Annotated in this window: 24 protein-coding genes and 1 tRNA gene; 17 read left to right on the top strand and 8 right to left on the bottom strand. The window is 64.5% G+C overall.

Going from position 1 to position 16651, the window contains the following annotated elements; translation table 11 throughout:
* The first annotated feature begins 157 nt into the window (after positions 1 to 157).
* Positions 158 to 772 carry a peptidase C39 family protein gene (locus AC0J42_RS21485; RefSeq protein ID WP_416427432.1) on the top strand — a complete coding sequence of 205 codons (615 nt, stop codon included), beginning with the start codon at positions 158 to 160 and terminating at the stop codon, positions 770 to 772.
* A gap of 42 nt (positions 773 to 814) precedes the next feature.
* Here the strand turns inward: AC0J42_RS21485 and AC0J42_RS21480 are convergent, their stop codons facing one another.
* Positions 815 to 2098 (bottom strand): NAD(P)/FAD-dependent oxidoreductase, encoded by a 1284-nt coding sequence (locus AC0J42_RS21480; RefSeq protein WP_416425682.1) that lies wholly within the window; start codon positions 2096 to 2098, stop codon positions 815 to 817.
* A gap of 175 nt (positions 2099 to 2273) precedes the next feature.
* Here AC0J42_RS21480 and AC0J42_RS21475 point away from each other — a divergent pair.
* The 5 genes from AC0J42_RS21475 to AC0J42_RS21455 all read left to right on the top strand — a co-directional run bounded on the left by AC0J42_RS21475 (position 2274) and on the right by AC0J42_RS21455 (position 4345).
* Positions 2274 to 2350 (top strand) — tRNA-Val (locus AC0J42_RS21475).
* Between the two features lie 159 nt (positions 2351 to 2509).
* Positions 2510 to 2857, top strand: coding sequence for a hypothetical protein (locus AC0J42_RS21470; RefSeq protein WP_416425680.1), 348 nt, complete (start codon positions 2510 to 2512; stop codon positions 2855 to 2857).
* Positions 2858 to 3015: 158 nt separating this feature from the next.
* The gene (locus AC0J42_RS21465; protein ID WP_416425678.1) at positions 3016 to 3204 is read left to right on the top strand and encodes a hypothetical protein; all 189 of its coding nucleotides are present in this window, start codon (positions 3016 to 3018) and stop codon (positions 3202 to 3204) included.
* Between the two features lie 9 nt (positions 3205 to 3213).
* The gene (locus AC0J42_RS21460; RefSeq protein ID WP_473003678.1) at positions 3214 to 3537 is read left to right on the top strand and encodes a hypothetical protein; all 324 of its coding nucleotides are present in this window, start codon (positions 3214 to 3216) and stop codon (positions 3535 to 3537) included.
* Positions 3538 to 3700: 163 nt separating this feature from the next.
* Entirely contained in the window at positions 3701 to 4345 is a 645-nt protein-coding gene (locus tag AC0J42_RS21455) for an SPOR domain-containing protein (RefSeq protein ID WP_473003676.1), read from the top strand.
* On the opposite strand, the gene AC0J42_RS21450 is transcribed toward AC0J42_RS21455, so the two are convergent.
* Both AC0J42_RS21450 and AC0J42_RS21445 read right to left on the bottom strand, forming a co-directional pair.
* Positions 4342 to 4485 carry a hypothetical protein gene (locus tag AC0J42_RS21450; RefSeq protein WP_416425672.1) on the bottom strand — a complete coding sequence of 48 codons (144 nt, stop codon included), beginning with the start codon at positions 4483 to 4485 and terminating at the stop codon, positions 4342 to 4344. The two genes, AC0J42_RS21455 and AC0J42_RS21450, sit on opposite strands and share 4 nt — an antisense overlap.
* A gap of 26 nt (positions 4486 to 4511) precedes the next feature.
* A complete protein-coding gene (locus AC0J42_RS21445) occupies positions 4512 to 4805 on the bottom strand; it encodes a DUF6388 family protein (RefSeq protein WP_416425671.1) in 294 nt (97 codons plus the stop codon).
* 270 nt (positions 4806 to 5075) lie between these two features.
* Here AC0J42_RS21445 and AC0J42_RS21440 point away from each other — a divergent pair, with 270 nt between their 5' ends.
* Together AC0J42_RS21440 and AC0J42_RS21435 are read left to right on the top strand one after the other, a co-directional pair.
* Positions 5076 to 5648 carry an SPOR domain-containing protein gene (locus tag AC0J42_RS21440; RefSeq protein ID WP_416425669.1) on the top strand — a complete coding sequence of 191 codons (573 nt, stop codon included), beginning with the start codon at positions 5076 to 5078 and terminating at the stop codon, positions 5646 to 5648.
* Positions 5649 to 5707: 59 nt separating this feature from the next.
* Positions 5708 to 6220, top strand: coding sequence for a GNAT family N-acetyltransferase (locus AC0J42_RS21435; RefSeq protein ID WP_473003674.1), 513 nt, complete (start codon positions 5708 to 5710; stop codon positions 6218 to 6220).
* Between the two features lie 126 nt (positions 6221 to 6346).
* Here AC0J42_RS21435 and AC0J42_RS21430 read toward each other — a convergent pair whose 3' ends face one another.
* From AC0J42_RS21430 to AC0J42_RS21420, 3 genes are all read right to left on the bottom strand, one after another.
* Positions 6347 to 6682 (bottom strand): hypothetical protein, encoded by a 336-nt coding sequence (locus AC0J42_RS21430; RefSeq protein ID WP_416425666.1) that lies wholly within the window; start codon positions 6680 to 6682, stop codon positions 6347 to 6349.
* 36 nt (positions 6683 to 6718) lie between these two features.
* The gene (locus AC0J42_RS21425; protein ID WP_473003671.1) at positions 6719 to 7783 is read right to left on the bottom strand and encodes an endonuclease/exonuclease/phosphatase family protein; all 1065 of its coding nucleotides are present in this window, start codon (positions 7781 to 7783) and stop codon (positions 6719 to 6721) included.
* A 79-nt stretch (positions 7784 to 7862) separates the two neighbouring features.
* Positions 7863 to 8162 carry a DUF1654 domain-containing protein gene (locus AC0J42_RS21420; RefSeq protein WP_416425663.1) on the bottom strand — a complete coding sequence of 100 codons (300 nt, stop codon included), beginning with the start codon at positions 8160 to 8162 and terminating at the stop codon, positions 7863 to 7865.
* Positions 8163 to 8298: 136 nt separating this feature from the next.
* Here AC0J42_RS21420 and AC0J42_RS21415 point away from each other — a divergent pair, with 136 nt between their 5' ends.
* The 7 genes from AC0J42_RS21415 (at position 8299) to rbsD (ending at position 14691) form a co-directional block, all read left to right on the top strand.
* On the top strand, positions 8299 to 8523 hold the full coding sequence (locus AC0J42_RS21415; protein WP_416425662.1) for a YgdI/YgdR family lipoprotein: 225 nt from the start codon (positions 8299 to 8301) through the stop codon (positions 8521 to 8523).
* Positions 8524 to 8764: 241 nt separating this feature from the next.
* Positions 8765 to 9721 carry a substrate-binding domain-containing protein gene (locus AC0J42_RS21410; protein WP_473003669.1) on the top strand — a complete coding sequence of 319 codons (957 nt, stop codon included), beginning with the start codon at positions 8765 to 8767 and terminating at the stop codon, positions 9719 to 9721.
* 60 nt (positions 9722 to 9781) lie between these two features.
* On the top strand, positions 9782 to 11335 hold the full coding sequence (locus AC0J42_RS21405) for a sugar ABC transporter ATP-binding protein (RefSeq protein WP_416425659.1): 1554 nt from the start codon (positions 9782 to 9784) through the stop codon (positions 11333 to 11335).
* Complete coding sequence (locus AC0J42_RS21400) at positions 11332 to 12324, top strand: ABC transporter permease (protein WP_416425658.1); 993 nt, start codon at positions 11332 to 11334, stop codon at positions 12322 to 12324. The genes AC0J42_RS21405 and AC0J42_RS21400 overlap by 4 nt, the downstream gene beginning before the upstream one ends.
* A 3-nt stretch (positions 12325 to 12327) precedes the next feature.
* Positions 12328 to 13353 carry a LacI family DNA-binding transcriptional regulator gene (locus AC0J42_RS21395; RefSeq protein WP_473003667.1) on the top strand — a complete coding sequence of 342 codons (1026 nt, stop codon included), beginning with the start codon at positions 12328 to 12330 and terminating at the stop codon, positions 13351 to 13353.
* Positions 13354 to 13369: 16 nt separating this feature from the next.
* Complete coding sequence (rbsK, locus tag AC0J42_RS21390; RefSeq protein WP_473003665.1) at positions 13370 to 14290, top strand: ribokinase; 921 nt, start codon at positions 13370 to 13372, stop codon at positions 14288 to 14290.
* Entirely contained in the window at positions 14287 to 14691 is a 405-nt protein-coding gene (rbsD, locus tag AC0J42_RS21385) for a D-ribose pyranase (protein ID WP_473003664.1), read from the top strand. The genes rbsK and rbsD overlap by 4 nt, the downstream gene beginning before the upstream one ends.
* Before the next feature lie 403 nt (positions 14692 to 15094).
* On the opposite strand, the gene AC0J42_RS21380 is transcribed toward rbsD, so the two are convergent.
* Positions 15095 to 15286: a hypothetical protein gene (locus tag AC0J42_RS21380; RefSeq protein WP_416425654.1), complete on the bottom strand. Its 192-nt coding sequence runs from the start codon at positions 15284 to 15286 to the stop codon at positions 15095 to 15097.
* Positions 15287 to 15477: 191 nt separating this feature from the next.
* On the opposite strand from AC0J42_RS21380, the gene AC0J42_RS21375 reads away from it, so the two are divergent.
* On the top strand, positions 15478 to 15780 hold the full coding sequence (locus AC0J42_RS21375; RefSeq protein ID WP_416425652.1) for a hypothetical protein: 303 nt from the start codon (positions 15478 to 15480) through the stop codon (positions 15778 to 15780).
* A 119-nt stretch (positions 15781 to 15899) separates the two neighbouring features.
* Positions 15900 to 16229, top strand: coding sequence for an I78 family peptidase inhibitor (locus tag AC0J42_RS21370; protein WP_416425651.1), 330 nt, complete (start codon positions 15900 to 15902; stop codon positions 16227 to 16229).
* Between the two features lie 68 nt (positions 16230 to 16297).
* On the opposite strand, the gene AC0J42_RS21365 is transcribed toward AC0J42_RS21370, so the two are convergent.
* On the bottom strand, positions 16298 to 16510 hold the full coding sequence (locus tag AC0J42_RS21365; RefSeq protein ID WP_003234260.1) for a cold-shock protein: 213 nt from the start codon (positions 16508 to 16510) through the stop codon (positions 16298 to 16300).
* Between the last annotated feature and the right edge of the window lie 141 nt (positions 16511 to 16651).

Below are 16651 nucleotides of genomic sequence, written 5' to 3'. Positions count from 1 at the left end.
CAAACGCTATACCCCGGCCGGGCTGCGGCCTATGATCAGGGCCCCGGCCGCCCGATGGGCGGCCTTCCACCGACAGTGAGGCTAAATTTTGCAGGGACTTGCCCGATTCCACACCCCCTTGGTCAAACGCTTCGCTCCGGTGCTTTTGGCCCTGGCCATGGCCGGTTGCGCCGGCCACAAGCCGGCACCGCCCATCAAGGGCCTGCCGGATCGGGTCGAGCTGAGCAGCGTGCCGTTCTTCCGCGGCGATGCCGAGCAGGGCGCCTCCATGGCCCTGGCCAGCGCGCTGTCGCAGCAGGGCGTGATCATTACCCCTGGCCTGCTGGACAAGTCCTTGCACCTGCCGGGCGGCGAGGACAAGCTGCAGGCCTCCCTGCAGGCCACGGCCCAGGAATACGGCATGGTGGTCTACCCCCTGGCCGACGACCTGCCGGCGTTGTTTGCCCAGGTGGCGGCCGGCTACCCGGTGCTGGTGCGCTACATGGAGGGCAAGGTCTGGACCAGCCCGCGCTACGCGTTGCTGGTGGGCTATGACCGCTACAAGCAGCATGTGCTGCTGCGTTCGGGCAACGATCGGCGCAAGTTGATGGATTTCGCCAGCTTCGATTCGGCCTGGAAGAGCGCCGGGCACTGGGCGGTGCTGGTGCAGAAGCCAGGGCAGTTGCCCGCCAACGTCGATCGCCAGCGCTGGCTCAAGGCTGCCCATGACCTGGGCCAGGCCGGCCAGGAACAGGCCGCGGCCCAGGCCACGCGCACCCTCGGCGCGCAGTAACGAAAACGGCACCCCAGGGTGCCGTTTTTTTCATTGCCGAGCTTACACGCCCAGGCGGTCACGCAGGCTGTAGTACCAGGCGCCCAGCGCGGTCAGCGGGGTGCGCAGCAGTTGGCCGCCGGGGAAGGGGTAGTGCGGCAGGTCGGCGAACGCGTCGAAGCGCTCGGCCTGGCCACGCAGCGCCTCGGCCAGCACCTTGCCGGCCAGGTGCGTGTAGGTCACGCCGTGGCCGCTGCAGCCCTGGGAGTAATAGATGTTGTCGCCCAGGCGGCCCACTTGCGGCAGGCGCGACAGGGTCAGCAGGAAGTTGCCAGTCCAGGCGTAGTCGATCTTCACGTCCTTGAGCTGCGGGAAGGCCTTGAGCATCTTCGGCCGGATGATGGCCTCGATGTTCGCCGGGTCACGGGCGCCGTACACCACGCCGCCGCCGAAGATCAGGCGCTTGTCGGCGGTCAGGCGGTAGTAGTCCAGCAGGTAGTTGCAGTCCTCGACGCAATAGTCCTGGGGCAGCAGGGTCTTGGCCAGCTCGTCGCTCAGCGGTTCGGTGGTGATCACCTGGGTGCCGCACGGCATCGACTTGGATGCCAGTTCCGGCACCAGGTTGCCCAGGTAGGCGTTGCCGGCGACGATGACGAACTTGGCGCGCACGCGGCCGTTGGGGGTGTGCACCACCGGGTTGGCGCCGCGCTCGATTTTCACCGCCGGCGACTGTTCATAGATGGTACCGCCCAGGGATTCCACGGCCGCAGCCTCGCCCAAGGCCAGGTTCAGCGGATGGATGTGGCCGCCGCTCATGTCCAGCATGCCGCCGATGTATTGGTCGCACGCCACCACTTCACGGATGCGGCGCTGGTCCATCAGTTCCAGCTGGGTGTGGCCGAAGCGCTCCCACAGGCGCTTCTGCGATTCCAGGTGGCCCATCTGCTTGCTGGTGAGGGCGGCGAACACGCCACCGTCCTTCAGGTCGCACTGGATGTTGTACTTGGCCACGCGCTCGCGGATGATGCGCCCGCCCTCGAAGGCCATCTGGCCCAGCAGTTGCGCCTGCTTGGGGCCCACAGTGCGTTCGATGACGTCGATGTCGCGGCTGTAGCTGTTGACGATCTGCCCGCCGTTGCGGCCCGACGCGCCAAAACCGACGCGGGCGGCCTCCAGCACGGTGACCTTGAAGCCGTTCTCTAAAAGAAACAGTGCGCTGGACAGGCCGGTGTAGCCAGCGCCGATGATGCACACGTCAGTTTGCACTTCATCCTGCAAGGACGGGCGTGAAGGCGCGGCATTGGCTGATGCGGCGTAGTAGGACTGTGGATAGGGGGTGTTCGCCATTGCTGCAACCTCTGTTTTATATTTTTGACGTGTTGGCGAATCGTACCTGAGATGAAATCCGGATTCCAGCGCTAACTTGCAAGCGTGTTTTGAGCAAAAATTTCGGTTATTCAGTAAGTTAGCTCAAAAAGGCGTTGACAGCCCCCGGCAAATCCGTAGAATACCGCCTCACAGCAGGCACGTAGCTCAGTTGGTTAGAGCACCACCTTGACATGGTGGGGGTCGTTGGTTCGAGTCCAATCGCGCCTACCAAACAAAATCCGCTCTGCTGGGCGGTGTGAAAAAGGCGATCCGAAAGGGTCGCCTTTTTTGTTTGTGCGCAGAAAATGTCGCGGCTGCCAATGGGTCGCCTGAGCATCCGCGCCGTCGTGATGGTAGAGTCCCGCCCCAGACCAATCATGAGGGAACACTATGCGTAAGCTGTTGAGCGCGATGCTGCTGGTTTCATTGGGCGGCTGCATGTCGGCGAACATGGACCAGGTGCGCAGCGAAGGCGCCTACCGCGCGTTCACGTCGCAGAAGCCGGCGAAGGACGTGGCCCAGTGCATCGAATATTCCTGGCAGGACGAAGTGTTGTCCGGCGCCGCCGCCGACTCCCACACCGAGCCTGCCAAGGATGGCAGCCTGACCGTGATGGTGGATTCGAAGAACTTCGCCGACGTGCGCCAGGCGGGCGCCGGCAGCTCGGTGACCTACTTCGCCGAACGCGGCGTGCCCTTGTCGCAGCAGCGGTTGGCGGCGTTGAGTACCTGCCTGTAACGCCTGTATGCACGTCCGTACGCACGCCTTCCATGGGTGATGTAGGACGCTTCTGATTTGGATTCCTTGGGTTGTTGTGCTCGCAGCGGGTACTCATACTCGCTGTACCGGCATCAACGGGTGCCGGCTCGCCCAAGGGTTTTCCAAGGAGTGCAATCATGCCAGGCAAGAAGCCTTCTCTATTTTCGATTGCCGTGGCGCCAGCGCGTTTGAGCAGTGTAACGCTCGTCGCCGCCGTGGCCGGGAGCGCAACCATTGCCAATGCGCTGGTCCCGGGCACTGCCAGCATGCTGGTAGGGGCGCTGGTGGGGCTGCTGTTTGGCTTGTTCGCGGTCCGAGCGGGCTGAGTGGCGGCGATGGCTACCGAGTTCGATCAGATTGGCTGGTCCATTGCGTTCAGCCTGCTCGGTATTTTTATCTACCTGGCCTTGTGCGGGGTTCGGCGCAAAGTGCCCGGCCTGACCCATGCGGTCATGATTGCTATGTCCTGCTCAGGTTTCTTTGCGGCGGTGTTGCTGGGGGTTACCGCCTATGGTGTGCCTCCTGAGGAACTCGGTGTGCTGAAGGAGCAGAAGGCTGGCATTTTGCTGGGTGCGCTTGCGATGGGATGGGCTTCGGTGGTGTCGGCTTGCACAAGCGTGGTATCACCATTGGTATCGCCTGCCGCGTCGGTGGAATGATCGCCTGCGCCGCTTTCATGAAATCGCTCCCTTCACCCCTTCGACCGCTTGTCGGCTGTCGCCGCCCCGGCCTATAGTCAGGCAAGGTCTGGCATGGAATGCGCTGCCCTGTGCTGCGGCGCTGCTAGAATCATGGGTGTAGTCCCCTCGTGGAGGTCTCATCATGCGCACGCTTTCTGTTGTGATGGTCGCCCTGGCGCTGGCCGGTTGTGGCGACAGCGCCGTACAGGACGCCCACAAGGCCGTGGCCTATAAATTGATGGACCCGGGGTCGGCGCAGTTTCGTGAAGACCGCGAGCTGGCAGATGGCAGCGTCTGCGGCGAGGTCAATGGCAAGAATAGCTACGGCGCCTACTCGGGCTACGGGCATTACCTGGCGCGCAAGGGCGCGGGTGGCTTTGAGGTAGTGCTGGACCCACAGGCCACCAACGCCGACGCCGCCCAGGTGTGCGGTTACCCGTTGGCTGCGCTGCCAGCGCCGGCACCCGCACCTGCCCAGGCGCCAGCCGCGCCCGTGGCGGCTGCCAAGGGGCCGAATGAAATCGCCGGGGTGAAGTGGTCGGTGAAGGTGGCTTCCACCAGCGCCGAATCCGCTGCGGCCATGAGCAAAAAGCTGGCGGGCTACGGCTATGCACCGTACGTGGCGCGGGAGGACAACGTCAGTCGCGTGTACGTGGGGCCGTTCGACAGCAAGTCCGATGCCACCCGCAAACTCGACCAATTGCGCCGTGACCACAAGCTGCGCGGCGTGCTGGTGCGCTACCGCGGGGTAGGCGACCTGCCCGCGCCCGCCGTGGTGCACGGCTAGTCGACGCTGTTGATGCCCTCATCGACATAGCTGTCGGACTCGTCCGGCAGCACCTCGCTGGTGTCCACCTCTTCCTCGCCCTCGTCCAGGTCGTTCAGCGGTGCTTCGTCGCCGTGGTCGAATTCAGGTTCGTTGTCCATTTGGGGCCTCCAGCTGCTTCGGGGGTTCAGGGCTCGATGTCGTTGAACGAGCAGTACTCTTCCCAGCTCATGCCCAAGGCTTCGGCCACTTCCCGGTGCACTTCCAGGCGCATGGCCTTTAGCTCCTCCGGGCTTTGCGCGATCAGTTCCAGGGTCAGCTCCCAAGGCTCGATGCCCTGTTCCTCGGCCTGGTCGTCGAACGCCCATTGCAGCTGCTGCTGTTGTTCCTCGGGGCTCAGGGCCTTGGTTTCTTCCAACAGGTGCGGGTTGGCAGCGGCGAATTTGTCCAGGGCAAGCTGGGTGCGGTCTTTGGCAATCATGGTGGTCTCTGTAAGGCGGTAAAGGCTTGTCTTGGGCAGCAATGGGGGTTCAGGGGGCGGCGGCGTTCAACGCGGCCGCCAGCAGTATCAGGGCGAACACCAGCAGCAGTAGCAGCATTACTAACTTCATCGCTTGTCCTGCGCGCGGCGCTTCGAAAGAATCACGTTCATATTACAGCGTAACGTCATGGCACGGTTCCGCGCGCCTGGGCGGGCCTCTGCGCGACGATCGGTGGTAAAATCGGCCGATCATATTCGGGAGGTGGGCGTGTGCGCAAATTGATCGTGGTAGGTGCGGTGCTGATGCTGGCCGGTTGTGGCAGCGCGGTGGAAGAGTCGGCCAAGGCCGTACTGCTGCACCTGGACAATCCCAAGACGGCGCGTTTCACCAACGTGCGCACCACCGCCAAGGGCGATGTCTGCGGCCAGGTGCGGCAGAAGAACGCCGCCGGCCAGTTCGAAGGCTATCGCAACTACGCGGCCATCAAGACTGAAGATGGCTTTACCGCCATCATCGACGAAGACGGCAACAACCCCAAGGTGCGCGAAGTGTGCGGTGAAGCCCAGGAAGTGACGGCCAATGCCGAGCCTGGCGCCGCTGCCGCCCAGGCCGCCCACGGCTGGGAAGTGCAGGTCGTCGATGGCGCCAACATGGGCGCCCTCAGCGACATGACCGCGCGCCTGATCGAGAACGGCTTCATCGCCAGCGTCACCCAGCGTGACGGCAAGCAACTGGTGTACCTGGGGCCGTTCCAGACTAAGGAAGAGGCCGAGCAGAAGCGTGCGCAACTGCTGGCGTCCCAAGGTATCAAGTCAGTGGTGGTGGAGCACCAGGCGAACTGACTGGTCGCGGTGGCCGAGGGTCCCGTACACTCGGGCTTCACTGACAAGGAGTGCAGCCCGTGAACGGATCGCCTGACGATATAAGCCTGGAAGCAGCCACCCAGCAGCACGCCCAGGGCCTGGCCCAGCTGTACGGGGACCCGGGCGTAGCCCGGCAAGTGTTGCAGATGCCCTGGCCCACCGGTGAGCTGTGGAGCAAACGCATGGCGGCAGGGGTAGACAATGAACGCCGCGTGGCGCTGGTGGCGGTTGACCAGGGGCAGGTGGTGGGGCATTGCGGCCTGTGGCAGAACGAACGGGTGCGCCTGGCCCATGGCGGCTCACTGGCGATCGGCGTGGCGCCGCGCTGGCAGGGCAAGGGCGTAGGCAGTCGGTTGCTGGCGGCCGCGCTGGAAGTGGCGGACAACTGGATGGCGCTGCGCCGGGTGGAATTGACGGTGTACATCGACAACGCGCCGGCGCTGGCGCTGTATCGCAAGTTCGGTTTCGAGGTGGAGGGCGAGTTGCGCGACTATGCGGTGCGTGATGGCCGCCTGGTCAACGTCTACACCATGGCGCGCCTGCGTGGATAACACTCATTTTTCCTGTGGGAGCGGGTTCTACCCGCGAAGAATGCGCCGCAGTGAGTCAGGCATACAGCGCTGTGCTTTTCGCGGGTAGAACCCGCTCCCACAAAGATTGTGTAGCGGGTGCTGGGGTCAGCGGTGCGGGCGGGCCATTTCGTGGCGTACGCAGCCCTGGTAGTAGGTCTGCTTCACCGCGGTGGGCCGCAGGCGCGAGCGGCTGTGGTAGGTCTGCTCGGTGATGCCAAGGGCCATCTTGCGCATCCAGGGTTGGCTATAGCGATGCTGCTGCACCTTGCGCCGCGCGCTGTACAGGGTCACCCCCGACAGCTTCCACTGCTGCGCCTGGCGCGCAGCCTCTGCACCCCACTGGCACATACTGCGGTCGTGGCGGCTCAGGTCGCGGGCCATCGCGCTGCCTGCGGCGGTCGTCAGCACCACGGCCAACATGGCTAGAATCACACGTCTCATCAATAACCTCGTCTGAATGTCAAAGCGGCGCCCGCATCAGCGGCAGTTGCCGGCGATGTGGTAATGGGCGGCCAGGGCTGCGGCCTCGCTGTCGAATTCCACCCGGTTCTTGGCGGCGATCGAGCCGTAGGACGGGCAGTCCGGGCGGTGGTAGGTCATGGATGTGCGGTTGCCACGCACGGCGCCGGCGGCAGTGCTGGCGGCACTGGCCACCTGCTGGGTCGCAGCCGGAGCCGCAGGCTTGGCAACGGCGAACGGCGCGGCCTTGCCCGCTGCCTTGCCGCCCATCACCACGTCCATGAAGATCGGCGCGTGGTCGGACACGCTGGAACGGCCCTTGGCGTTGGTCATCTTCAGGTAGGCCGGGTAGTCGAACACCTTCACGCTCTTGACGTTGATGGTGCTTTCGTTGGCCACGAAAATGTTGTCATACAGGTTGGAGAACTGGCCGTCGGTGGTCGCCAGGGTGCTGGCGCCCTGCAGCATCAACGGGCGTGCGCTGGTGCGCAGGCCGGCCCAGGCGGTGGAGGTGGGCGGGGTGTTGAAGTCGCCCATCAGCATGATGTTGGTGTTGCCGTCATACACGCTCTTCAACCAGTCCCAGTAGTCGCCCAGCACGGCGATTTCCTTGGTGCGGTCGGCCACGGTCTTGCCGTAGTGGATGTGCACGGTGGCGGCGACGAAGGTGGTATTGTCCTTCAGGTTGCGGAAGCGCGCCGAGTAGGGCTCGCGCTCGAAGTGGTCGCCCTTGTCGAGGTAGGTCACGGCGCCGTCTTCGTAGGAGACAGCGTCGTCACGCCAGACGAAGCCGTACATCTCCTTGTAGGAGCTGCGCCCGGTAAGGTGGGAGGCCATGGCCGACCATTTCTTCCCGGTGGCCTGTTCCAGGGCTTTCTGCAGGGCGGTCAAGCCGTCCTCGTTCATCAATTCCTGTACCGCGAGAAAGTCGACGTTCTGTGCCACTTTGGCAATGCTGGTGAAGTCCTTGCCGGGGCGCACGCTGAGGTGCTCCAGGTTCCAGGTGCCGATGCGCACATCGGCAAAGGCCTGCCCGCAGACAAGCATCAACGCCAGCAGCGCCGTGGTTAATTTCCTGAACATGCATGATTCCAATCAAAAACGAGGGGAGGGGCGGGCCATGGGGGCGGCCCGCCACTGTAAGAAGCGAGGCGAAGCGGGCTCAGTCTTCCTTGGGCACGACCCAGAAAATCTGTACGCCGCCGTCGTCACGCCAGGCGAGGGTGACGTTGTCGTTCTCGCCGATCTCCTCCAGCAGCTGCGCCCAGTCCTCGGGCGATTCGTGGTCCAGCTTGAAAATCAGCGCCGACTTGGCCTTTTGCGCGGTAGGCGCGTTGATGATTTTCGAGATGCGCAGACCCAGCTGTTGGTAGCTGTCGAGCGGGGAAGGGGCTGAAGATGAGTTGGCCACGAAGCATTCCTTATTTTGCTGTACGTGCATACAGTATTTCACTGTGGGCAATTTCGCAACGGGTCTACTGAAGAAGCGCGCTTCTGACCGCGAATTTCATGATTTGCTGCGCGGCCAGGAAATTTTTCTGTTTATTCGCGGCTCTTATGCAGTAGGAAGCGCCCCTTCATGCCCCAGGAGACGTCAGATGAATACCCGGAACCTGATCTTCGCCAGCGTGCTGGTGGCCACTGCCAGCCTCGCCGGTTGCTCCACGCAGACGGTAGTCACCTTGCAGAACGGCACCCAGTACATCACCCGCGCCAAGCCGGACACCAAGAGTGCCGACGGTTTCTACGAGTTCACCGACGTCTCCGGCAAGCACGTGCGCGTACGCGCCGATGAGGTGGCCACGGTCAAGCCCGAAGACTGATGGCCCTACCTGCGCTATGCTGTGACTCCGGGTGGTTTGGCCGCCCGTAGGACTTTCCCCACGCCTGTGACCCACCTCGCAGGCGCCGCAAAATTAGCCGCGCGACCCGTTGACAAAGTGGCGCGGCGTTCGCATAGTTCACTCACGCAAACGTTTGCGTTGAGGGATCCTGGCTTTATCCTTTCAGCACGATCTCTGCGCATATCCGCTGCAAACAATAATCATAAGATCGGAGTGACCCATGAAATTGCCATTCGCTGGACGTTTCCTCGCTGTCTCCCTCCTGGCCGCCGTCTGCGCTGCCGCGCCCCTGTCCCAGGCCATTGCCGACACCACCAAGCCGAAAGTGGCGCTGGTGATGAAGTCCCTTGCCAACGAATTCTTCCTGACCATGGAAGACGGCGCCAAGGACTACCAGAAGGCCCATGCCACCGACTTCGACCTGATCTCCAACGGCATCAAGGACGAATCCGACACCGCCAACCAGATCCGCATCGTCGAGCAAATGATCGTTTCCAAGGTCGACGCGCTGGTTATCGCCCCGGCTGACTCGAAGGCCCTGGTGCCGGTGATCAAGAAGGCCATGGACGCCGGCATCACGGTGATCAACATCGACAACCAGCTGGACCCTGCCGTGCTCAAGAGCAAGGACATCAGCGTGCCGTTCGTGGGCCCCGACAACCGCAAGGGCGCGCGCCTGGTGGGTGAGTACCTGGCCAAGCAGCTGAAGGCCGGCGACCAGGTGGGCATCATCGAAGGCGTGCCGACCACCACCAACGCCCAGCAGCGCACCGCCGGCTTCAAGGACGCCATGGACGCCGCGCAGATGAAGATCGTCTCGGTGCAGTCGGGCAACTGGGAAATCGACAAGGCCAACGCCGTGGCGTCGGCCATGCTCAGCGAATACCCGGACCTCAAGGCCCTGCTGGCCGGCAACGACAGCATGGCCCTGGGCGCGGTATCTGCCGTGCGCGCCGCCGGCAAGGCCGGCAAGGTGCAGGTGGTGGGCTACGACAACATCAACGCCATCAAGCCAATGCTCAAGGACGGTCGCGTGCTGGCCACGGCCGACCAGTTCGCCGCCAAGCAGGCGGTGTTCGGCATCCAGGCCGCGTTGAAGATGATCAAGCACGAGCCCGTGGATGGCGCCGCCAATGGCGTGATCGAAACCCCGGTAGAGCTGGTCACCAAGCCCTGATTCCCTGCACTGCCGCGCCCGCGCTTCCGGTAACGGGAGGCGGGCGCCTGGAGAATTCCTATGTCAGCTGCTGCCCCGAACGTCGTACTCTCGGTCAGTGGTATCGGTAAGACCTACGCCCAGCCCGTGCTCTCTGGCATCGACCTGAGCCTGGTGCGTGGCGAGGTACTGGCGCTGACCGGCGAGAACGGCGCCGGCAAAAGTACCTTGTCGAAGATCATTGGTGGCCTGGAAGTGGCCACCGTGGGTGAAATGCAGTACCAGGGCCAGCCCTATCAGCCCGGCAGCCGCGCGGCCGCCGAGGCGTTGGGCGTGCGCATGGTGATGCAGGAGCTGAACCTGCTGCCGACGCTGTCGGTGGCGGAGAACCTGTTCCTCGACAACCTGCCCAGCCGTGCCGGCTGGATCAGCCGCAAGCGCTTGCGCGAAGCGGCGCTGGCAGCCATGGCCCAAGTGGGCCTGGAGGCCATCGACCCGGACACCCTGGTGGGCGAGTTGGGCATTGGCCACCAGCAGATGGTGGAAATTGCCCGCAACCTGATCGGCGATTGCCACGTGCTGATCCTCGATGAACCGACCGCCATGCTGACCTCGCGCGAAGTGGAAATGCTCTTCGAGCAGATCACCCGCCTGCAGGCCCGAGGCGTGGCCATCGTCTACATCTCCCACCGCCTGGAAGAACTGGCGCGGGTGGCCCAGCGCATCGCCGTGCTGCGCGACGGCCAGCTGGTGTGCGTGGACGAGATGAGCCAGTACAACAGTGAGCAACTGGTCAACCTGATGGTCGGCCGCGAGCTGGGCGAGCACATCGACCTGGGCGCGCGCAGCATCGGCGAGCCGGTGCTGGCGGTGAAAAACCTCAGCCGCGCGGACAAGGTCAAGGACGTGTCCTTCGAGGTACGCCGCGGGGAGATCTTCGGCATTTCCGGCTTGATTGGCGCCGGCCGCACCGAGCTGCTGCGGCTGATTTTCGGCGCCGACGCCGCCGACAGCGGCCACGTCGAGGTGGGCGCGCCGCTGCGCAAGGCCGCCATCGGCTCGCCAGCCGACGCGGTGGCCCACGGCATTGCGTTGATCACCGAGGACCGCAAGGGCGAAGGCTTGCTGCTGCCGCAGTCGATCAGCGCCAACATTGCCCTGGGCAACATGCCGGCGATTTCCGCCGGCGGCGTGGTCAACGGCGGCGCCGAGCGCGAACTGGCCCAGCGCCAGATCGCCGCCATGCGCATTCGCAGTTCCAGCCCGGACCAACTGGTGTCGCAGCTGTCGGGCGGCAACCAGCAGAAGGTGGTGATCGGCCGCTGGCTGGAGCGTGACTGCTCGGTGCTGCTGTTCGACGAGCCTACCCGTGGCATCGACGTGGGCGCCAAGTTCGACATCTACGCGCTGCTGGGCGAGTTGACGCGCCAGGGCAAGGCGCTGGTGGTGGTGTCCAGCGACCTGCGCGAGCTGATGCTGATCTGCGACCGCATCGGCGTGCTCTCGGCCGGGCGCCTGATCGACACCTTCGAGCGCGACCACTGGACCCAGGACCAACTGCTGGCGGCAGCCTTTGCCGGCTATCAAAAACGAGACGCGCTGGTCAGCGATACAGCGCCCAGGAACCTTGCATGAAAACTCCCGTACTGCCCCAGGCCTCGCCTGCGGCCAAGCGCAGCGGCACCTACTTCGGCCTGGGCACCTACCTGGGCCTGGCCGGCGCGCTGCTGGCCATGATCGTGCTCTTCTCGCTGCTCAGCGATCACTTCCTGTCCTACAACACCTTCAGCACCCTGGCCAACCAGATCCCCGACCTGATGGTGCTGGCCGTGGGCATGACCTTCGTGCTGATCATCGGCGGCATCGACCTGTCGGTGGGCTCGGTGCTGGCGCTGGCGGCCTCGGCGGTCAGCGTGGCGATCCTCGGCTGGGGCTGGAGCGTGCTGCCGGCCGCCGTGCTGGGCATGGGCTGCGCGGCGCTGGCCGGTACCATCACCGGCTCCATCACCGTGGCCTGGCGCATCCCCTCGTTCATCGTGTCCCTGGGCGTGCTGGAGATGGCCCGCGGCGTGGCCTACCAAATGACCGACTCGCGCACCGCCTACATCGGTGATGCCTTCGCCTGGTTATCCGACCCCGTCGCGCTGGGCATCTCGCCGTCGTTCATCATCGCCCTGCTGGTGATCGTCCTCGCCCAGGCGGTGCTGACCCGCACGGTGTTTGGCCGCTACCTGATCGGCATCGGCACCAACGAGGAGGCCGTGCGCCTGGCGGGCATCAACCCCAAGCCGTACAAAATCCTGGTGTTCTCGCTGATGGGCCTGCTGGCCGGCCTGGCCGCGCTGTTCCAGATCTCGCGCCTGGAGGCGGCCGATCCCAACGCCGGTTCCGGCCTGGAGCTGCAGGTGATCGCCGCCGTGGTGATCGGTGGCACCAGCCTGATGGGCGGCCGCGGCTCGGTCATCAGCACCTTTTTCGGCGTGCTGATTATTTCAGTGTTGGCCGCGGGCCTGGCGCAGATCGGCGCCACCGAGCCGACCAAGCGCATCATTACCGGTGCTGTCATCGTGGTGGCGGTGGTGCTCGACACCTACCGTAGCCAGCGTGCCCGGAAGCGGAGTTGAGTCATGGCAACCATTAAAGATGTGGCCGCATTGGCGGGCATTTCCTACACCACCGTGTCCCATGTGCTGAACAAGACGCGGCCGGTCAGCGAGCCGGTGCGGCTCAAGGTCGAGGCCGCCATTGCCCAGCTGGACTACGTGCCCAGCGCCGTGGCGCGTTCGCTGAAGGCGCGCAGCACGGCCACCATCGGCCTGCTGGTGCCCAACAGCATCAACCCGTACTTCGCCGAGCTGGCGCGCGGTATCGAGGACTTCTGCGAACGCAACGGCTACTGCGTGATCCTGTGCAACTCCGACGACGACCCGAAGAAGCAGCGCAGCTACCTGCGTGTGCTGCTGGAGAAGCGCGTCGATGGCCTGATCGTCGCCTCGGTGGGCGAGGACAGCGACCTGCTCAGCAGCCTGGCCACGGTGCGCACGCCCATGGTGATTGTCGACCGCAGCCTGGACGGCGTGGCCGCAGACCTGGTGCGCATCGACCACGAGCTGGGCGGCTACCTGGCCACCCGGCACCTGCTGGAGCTGGGGCACCGCGACATCGCCTGCATCAATGGCCCGGCGGACACCAGCGTGGCGCAGATGCGCCTGGCCGGCTTCCGGCGGGCGCTGGCCGAGTTCAGCGTCGACAGCCAGCCGCTGCGGGTGCTGGAGAGCGATTTCAGTGGCCCTGGTGGCTACCGGGCGGCCGGCCAGCTGCTGGATGGCTCGCAGCGGCCGACGGCGATTTTTGCCGCTAACGATATGATCGGCATGGGCGTGCTGCGTGCGGCCGCCGAGCGCAATATTCGCGTGCCCGGCGAGCTGTCGGTGATCGGCTTCGATGACATCCAATTGTGCCGTTACGTGTACCCGGCGCTGACCACCGTGGGCCAGTCGATTCGCCAGCTCGGCGAGCAGGCCGCCGAGCGCCTGTTGCTGCGCGTGGCCGGCAAGGCCGGGGAGGGCGTGAGCCAGCAGATCGTCGCGCCGAGCATCGTGTTGCGCGAATCCACCGCGCCGCGTTCGGACCTTTTCAATGAATACCGCTGAAACAGAGTGCAGGCACATGCAAGCGAAAGTTGTGGTAGTAGGCAGTTTGAACATGGACCTGGTGACCCGCGCCCCGCGGTTGCCGCAGCCGGGTGAAACCGTGGTGGGCAGCGGCTTCGCCACGGTGCCGGGCGGCAAGGGCGCCAACCAGGCAGTGGCTGCGGCGCGCCTGGGGGCGCCCACGGCGATGGTCGGCTGTGTGGGCGACGATGCCTACGGCGCGCAGCTGCGCCAGGCGTTGCTGGACGAGGGTATCGACTGCCAGGCAGTGGATGCGGTGCCGGGCGTCAGCAGTGGCGTGGCGTTGATCGTCGTCGATGACGCCAGCCAGAACGCCATCGTCATCGTCGCCGGCGGCAATGGCGAGGTCACCCCGCAACGGGTGTCGGCCGCCGATGCGCTGTTGCAGCAGGCCGAGGTGATCGTCTGCCAGCTGGAGGTGCCGGCACCGACCGTAGCGTTCGCGCTCAAGCGCGGCCGCGAGCTGGGCAAGACCGTGATCCTCAACCCGGCGCCGGCCAGCGCGCCGCTGCCGGCCGACTGGTTCGCGCACATCGACTACCTGATCCCCAACGAAAGCGAGGCGCTGGCTCTGACCGGTATTACGGTGGATTCTGTTGCCAGTGCGCAGCAGGCGGCCACCTGGCTGCTGGCCCGAGGTGCGCGCAAGGTAATCATTACCCTGGGTGCCCAGGGTTCGCTGTTCGCCGATGGCAGCGGCTTCGAGCATTTCGCCGCGCCCACGGTGCAGGCGGTGGACACCACGGCGGCGGGCGATACCTTCGTCGGCGCCTTTGCCGCAGCGCTGTCGCGCGGTGAAAGCGAACGCCAGGCCATTGCCTTCGGCCAGGTGGCCGCCGCTTTGTCCGTCACCCGAGCGGGCGCACAGCCGTCGATTCCGACCCAGGCAGACGTGGCGGGGTTCGCGCGCCCATGAAGAAGACACCTTTGCTCAACATCGCCCTGTCGCGGCTGATCGCCTCACTGGGGCACGGTGACCTGGTGGTGATCGGTGACGCCGGTTTGCCGGTGCCTGCGGGCGTGGAGCTGATCGACCTGGCGCTGACGCCCGGCGTGCCGGACTTCGTCTCGACCCTGAAGGTGATCCTCAGTGAAATGCAGGTGGAAAGCCACGTGCTGGCGCGCGAGGTTCTGGGCGCGCAGCCACCGGCGCTAGGGGTGTTGCAGCAGTTGGACGGGGAGGGCGCCCTGGGTGAGCGGCAGCTGCTCAGCCACGAAGAGTTCAAGCAACTGACCCGCCAGGCCCGCGCGGTGGTGCGTACCGGCGAATGCCAGCCCTACAGCAACATCATCCTGGTAGCGGGCGTTACCTTTTAACTCCGGCGGGGCGCGGGACGCGGCCTGCGGCCGCTGCTACAGGTGCTGCGCGCGATCTGTAGCCGCTGCCGCCAGGCTGCGCTGGTCCCCGCGTGCACTGAAAAATTTCAGCGTGGGGAAGGGCCAGCGCAGCCTGCGGCGCGGTATGCCGGGCGTTGCGCGGTGTGTTCGGACGCGGCCTACGGCCGCTGCTACAGGTGCTGCGCGTGATTTGTAGCCGCTGCCGCCAGGCTGCGCTGGCCCCGGCGTGCACTGAAGAATTTCAGCGTGGAGAAGGGGCAGCGCAGCCTTCGGCAGCGGCTACACCGATCCGCGTAGCAGCTGCCGCAGGCTGCGTCCGGCTGCTGCGCGGTATGCCGGGGGATGCGCGGTGTCAGACGACGCCGCTTCAAGACAGTTGCTGCTACAGGGCTGCTAGGGCGATGTGTTTGCTGAACACCTGCTCGATGAACGACTGCGCCGCCGACGTGCCCAGTTCCTTGACCAGCAGGTCGATGGCAATGATCGCCAGTTCCTCCGGGGTGCCCGGGCTGTAGGAGCATTGGCCCTGGGGCCACCTGGCTTTGATGTCGGCGTCTAGGGTTACGTTGGCCATGGTGCGTGAATTACCTGAGCAGGGGGAATGGCATCAGCGGGGCCGTTTCCCTGGCCGCTGAGCCCCGTTGCGGCAAATGGCCTGCACGGGGAGCCCAAGTAAACCATCTGCGGCAGTGTTTGGCACTCCTACTTAGGCATAAAGCGCGGATCGTGCCAAAATCGGGCTTATTTGCCTGGCTGGATACCCCTGTGCACATCGATTTGAATGACCCGAACGCCTTCACCCTCGACGCCGTGCGCCAGCTGATCGCCGCGGGCGACGACCATGTCCACAACCAGCTGCGGGTCCGCCGTGACGGTCGCGCCTGGCTGTCCACCGTGGTCGGTGGCCAGGACATCGAGGGCCTGTGTTTTCGCCTGGAAACCTGGGCGGCCGGCTCAGGCTACGTGGGCGAGGTAGCGGCCTGTGACGACGTGTGGGTGCAGCAGATCTTCAATGCCTTGAAACAAAACTGGCCTAACCCGCCCTTCGACTACATCGACGTCTATTAACATTTAGACACGATTGCGCTGCGCCAGCCCCGGACGGCTGGGGCAGACTGCGTGTCATGCAACCCTTGCGCGCGCGCGTTGTCGCACAGGGGCTGTTCTATTTTCTCAAAGGAGGCTTCATGTCCTGCATGCGTGCATCATGGTTGACCCTGCTGGCGGCAATGGCCCTGGCGGGCTGTGCATCGTCCGGCGGTGGTTCGGGCGACAGTGGTTCGGCGAGTGGCTCGCCGGCGGTAGCAAACGACGGCCGCTGCAACGCCGAAGGCGCACAGTTCGCCGTGGGCAAGCCGGCTACCCCGCAATTGCTGGAGCAGGCGCGCACCCGCTCGGGCTCGCAGATCGCCCGTATCCTCAAGCCCAATGACGTGATGACCCTGGAATACCGCTCCGACCGCCTGAACCTCAACGCCGATGGCAGCGGCACCGTCACCCGCGTCAACTGCGGCTGACCGCCTGGCGGCAAATCGCAGGCGCAAAAAAACCCGTCACCAGGACGGGTTTTTTTTAGCTCGGGAGATTACTCGCCGCGAACTTGAGCAGCTTGCATGCCCTTTTGGCCTTTCTCAGCCACGAACGAAACGGTCTGGCCTTCTTTCAGGCTTTTGAAACCGTCGGATTCGATAGCTTTGAAGTGTACGAACAGGTCGTCACCGCCACCTTGAGGAGTGATGAAGCCGAAGCCTTTCTCATCGTTGAACCATTTTACGGTGCCGGTTTGGCGATTAGACATGGTGTATCTCCAAGAAACATATTAAGTAGTGCTGTGCTGCTCAGGCCAACTGGGCACACCGGGCTATCATAGTCTAATTGTTCGACCGAATAGCTCTTTAGATGCGCATTTGTCTCAGCTATTTTTTCGTCCCTGACCCGC

The sequence above is a fragment of the Pseudomonas sp. Tav-5-1A genome, from assembly GCF_055755055.1.
The sequence above is the reverse complement of the archived record's forward strand: the minus strand, read 5'-3'. Positions and strand labels throughout refer to the sequence as shown.

Excerpts from the sequence above, each read along its gene's own strand:
- AC0J42_RS21485 (WP_416427432.1), top strand. The coding sequence starts at position 158 with ATGGCCGGTTGCGCCGGCCACAAGCCGGCACCGCCCATCAAGGGCCTG.
- AC0J42_RS21480 (WP_416425682.1), bottom strand. The coding sequence starts at position 2,098 with ATGGCGAACACCCCCTATCCACAGTCCTACTACGCCGCATCAGCCAAT.
- AC0J42_RS21470 (WP_416425680.1), top strand. The coding sequence starts at position 2,510 with ATGCGTAAGCTGTTGAGCGCGATGCTGCTGGTTTCATTGGGCGGCTGC.
- AC0J42_RS21465 (WP_416425678.1), top strand. The coding sequence starts at position 3,016 with ATGCCAGGCAAGAAGCCTTCTCTATTTTCGATTGCCGTGGCGCCAGCG.
- AC0J42_RS21460 (WP_473003678.1), top strand. The coding sequence starts at position 3,214 with ATGGCTACCGAGTTCGATCAGATTGGCTGGTCCATTGCGTTCAGCCTG.
- AC0J42_RS21455 (WP_473003676.1), top strand. The coding sequence starts at position 3,701 with ATGCGCACGCTTTCTGTTGTGATGGTCGCCCTGGCGCTGGCCGGTTGT.
- AC0J42_RS21450 (WP_416425672.1), bottom strand. The coding sequence starts at position 4,485 with ATGGACAACGAACCTGAATTCGACCACGGCGACGAAGCACCGCTGAAC.
- AC0J42_RS21445 (WP_416425671.1), bottom strand. The coding sequence starts at position 4,805 with ATGATTGCCAAAGACCGCACCCAGCTTGCCCTGGACAAATTCGCCGCT.
- AC0J42_RS21430 (WP_416425666.1), bottom strand. The coding sequence starts at position 6,682 with ATGAGACGTGTGATTCTAGCCATGTTGGCCGTGGTGCTGACGACCGCC.
- AC0J42_RS21425 (WP_473003671.1), bottom strand. The coding sequence starts at position 7,783 with ATGTTCAGGAAATTAACCACGGCGCTGCTGGCGTTGATGCTTGTCTGC.
- AC0J42_RS21415 (WP_416425662.1), top strand. The coding sequence starts at position 8,299 with ATGAATACCCGGAACCTGATCTTCGCCAGCGTGCTGGTGGCCACTGCC.
- AC0J42_RS21410 (WP_473003669.1), top strand. The coding sequence starts at position 8,765 with ATGAAATTGCCATTCGCTGGACGTTTCCTCGCTGTCTCCCTCCTGGCC.
- AC0J42_RS21405 (WP_416425659.1), top strand. The coding sequence starts at position 9,782 with ATGTCAGCTGCTGCCCCGAACGTCGTACTCTCGGTCAGTGGTATCGGT.
- AC0J42_RS21400 (WP_416425658.1), top strand. The coding sequence starts at position 11,332 with ATGAAAACTCCCGTACTGCCCCAGGCCTCGCCTGCGGCCAAGCGCAGC.
- AC0J42_RS21395 (WP_473003667.1), top strand. The coding sequence starts at position 12,328 with ATGGCAACCATTAAAGATGTGGCCGCATTGGCGGGCATTTCCTACACC.
- rbsK (WP_473003665.1), top strand. The coding sequence starts at position 13,370 with ATGCAAGCGAAAGTTGTGGTAGTAGGCAGTTTGAACATGGACCTGGTG.
- rbsD (WP_473003664.1), top strand. The coding sequence starts at position 14,287 with ATGAAGAAGACACCTTTGCTCAACATCGCCCTGTCGCGGCTGATCGCC.
- AC0J42_RS21380 (WP_416425654.1), bottom strand. The coding sequence starts at position 15,286 with ATGGCCAACGTAACCCTAGACGCCGACATCAAAGCCAGGTGGCCCCAG.
- AC0J42_RS21370 (WP_416425651.1), top strand. The coding sequence starts at position 15,900 with ATGTCCTGCATGCGTGCATCATGGTTGACCCTGCTGGCGGCAATGGCC.
- AC0J42_RS21365 (WP_003234260.1), bottom strand. The coding sequence starts at position 16,510 with ATGTCTAATCGCCAAACCGGCACCGTAAAATGGTTCAACGATGAGAAA.